Below are 2491 nucleotides of genomic sequence, written 5' to 3'. Positions count from 1 at the left end.
GGGGATCGGATCAGAAGACATAGCCTTATCCATAGGCCTACGCCTATGCCTTAGCGAGCTAGGCCGACTGTCCGGTCAAAACGGGGTGCGTTCCAACATACAAACCCCAGCAAGCTCTCTTCTGCACCAAGGTTCCAGTTTCGCGTCCCTTGTGTCTCGAGTTCCAGCATGTCAGCGTGCAGCCTTCATACGGCGGTTCGGCGGCGTGCGAGCCTTGAGGTGTTCGGGTTCCCCACCTCGCGCAGGCGTGATCGAGGGCGAGTCCGGCGCAACTGCAATATCGAGGCTGGCACGGAGCACATCGATTAAGGCGTCATCCTTGATCGAGTTCGCCTCGAAAGGATTCCCGTAGGCCCTCGTGCACCATTCAGGGTCGTGCGATACGCTTTCCCAAGCTTGCGCGAAATGGTCAAGCGATACGGGAGTCTGCCTTGCGCTGGCGGCGTTTTGCCACGCCATGATGAACAGGCGTGCGATCATGCCGACACGCCCGCCGGTGGCGAGCGTCATCTGTCTCGTGTGGTTCACGATGGTCGGGTCGTAAACAGGCGCTGCGCTATCAAGTGCGTTCAACTTGAGGATTTGCAGGGATATGAGAATCTTCACCTGATTGAGGATGAAGGCCAGCGGACGCTCGTGTGGGCCCATTCTGTGGCGCTGCGCTGGCTCACCAAGATCGTGAGCCAGCGAATTCGCGAATATGGCCGACGAGGCTCGACCGACGACAACGACCCCGAGGCTTTCGTGCCTCTTCCGCATCTCCAAGACAACGTTGGTCAGCGTATGGATCGCATTCACCGATGCACATCCGTGTGTGACCAGGCGATCGGCGTTCTCAACGATGATCAACCGAACGCCGTTCCTGCCCAGTGCATCCGCGATGAGGCTGCCATGAACAATCGGAACACGAGCGGTCGACGGAGGTAGCGCAGACACGCGGCAGAGAAGCTCTCCGAAATGTCTACCGTCAGCGAAGCTGGTTGGTTCAACCGTAACAGCTGAGGTTGACGTGTCCCGGAGCGCCTTCTGAAGTGCGACAGACTTTCCTGACAGAGCCGGTCCAATGACCAGACCTAGTCCGCCAAGTGACGCTGTCGCCCCAACAAGCTTTGCAACTTCCGCGGTGTCCGGCGTTTCCTCGGGATTGCACACCAGAACCTCGCGAATCCGCGCGAGCATCGACGAGCTTGTCATTCTCCATTCTCCATCAGTTGCTTGCGCAGTTGCTCAGGAGTTGCAGTGATCGGATTCGTGTGGGGGTGGTGTATGCCTGCCTGCTTCGCCGACTCCTGGCGCGAGTGATTGTCCCTCGAGGGATCGTTGTCGTTTGTCGCGCTTAGGTTCTGTCGAGCTACGGCTGGGCCGAGGCTCCCGTACAGTGGGTGCTCATTGCCACCCGCGCCGATGTCAGGGCGAAGACGTGCAACAGCGTTGCCCGCGGCACCGCGTATCTTCCGTGCGCTGATCTCATGCGCGGTCCTTACGAATTCACGATGAATGGCCAAGCGTGCCTCGTCGTCCGCGGGAAAAACCTTTTTGTTTTCCTTGAACTCTTTGAGGATCGTCTCATGCTGCCACAGGTCAACGGCCCGGGCATACTTTGGCGTGAGGCAACCGACCTTGCCGACCTCTCCGGTAAGAGGGTGGACAAGGTACGCATATTCAAGCGTATGCGGTTGCACGATCAGTTCGGCCAGTACGGTGCCTTTGCGATGGGCTTGGGTATCCCTTCGGATCTTGTCCACCCACTCCCCGCTCCAATGCACGTTTTTGTAGCGGACTCCTTTGGCGTTGACCGTGACCATCTCACGCACACCAAGGGCGATCTCAAGATCCCTTCTGCTCGCTGGTTGCGGCGCAACCCACCCCGGATTGGCAGTCAGGAAACCATTCAACTTTTGCTTGGGGCTCATTTCGCGCCCAGCGCGTTGTCTGACGGCGTTCAACTCGTAGAGGAACGACTCGATTTTTATTTTGTACTCTGCCTCGGTCAGGCACTGCTCGGGGCGAAGGGTCTCTGGGACCTTATCTTTGCAGTACCCGGGCAGCTTCCGGCTGAAATGCCGAAGGCCTGCAAAGAACGACTCAATTTTCTTCGCCTGGGGCTGTTTTTTGCCGCACCCGGCAAGAGTGATCCCTAGGGCTTCAATGGCCTTGATGGTCTTCGGGCTCATCAGCTCGCCCGCGCGGTCGTAACGGAGTGTACTGGGCAGCCCTCGAATAGGGGTGGTCATCTTAATTTGGTGAGGCTCGCGACCGAAGGCCTCCGGCATGATCAGACGCTGAAGCGCAAGCAGGAACAGCGAAAGACTGATGGGACGGGTCGTAAGGATATGACCCAGCACCAAACCATTATGCGTGTCGTAGAAGGCCCCTAGTATCGGACGGACAAGCTGTGAATCAGCCCCCTAATTGCCCGGACACGACCCACCCTTAAGATAAGGGTTAGGAGTAATGTCGTGCGCATGACTGGTTCTTATCCGAAGAGTGA

2 protein-coding genes are annotated in these 2491 nt (G+C 58.0%); both read right to left on the bottom strand.

Annotated features, from left to right (window positions below):
- Nucleotides 1-171 precede the first annotated feature (171 nt).
- Nucleotides 172-1194: an AAA family ATPase gene (locus tag C8P69_RS23295; RefSeq protein ID WP_108179808.1), complete on the bottom strand. Its 1023-nt coding sequence runs from the start codon at nucleotides 1192-1194 to the stop codon at nucleotides 172-174.
- Nucleotides 1191-2345: a hypothetical protein gene (locus C8P69_RS23290; protein ID WP_146167456.1), complete on the bottom strand. Its 1155-nt coding sequence runs from the start codon at nucleotides 2343-2345 to the stop codon at nucleotides 1191-1193. The genes C8P69_RS23295 and C8P69_RS23290 overlap by 4 nt, the downstream gene beginning before the upstream one ends.
- Between the last annotated feature and the right edge of the window lie 146 nt (nucleotides 2346-2491).

This window comes from Phreatobacter oligotrophus (genome assembly GCF_003046185.1).
Taxonomy (GTDB): Bacteria; Pseudomonadota; Alphaproteobacteria; order Rhizobiales; family Phreatobacteraceae; genus Phreatobacter; species Phreatobacter oligotrophus.
The sequence above is the reverse complement of the archived record's forward strand: the minus strand, read 5'-3'. Positions and strand labels throughout refer to the sequence as shown.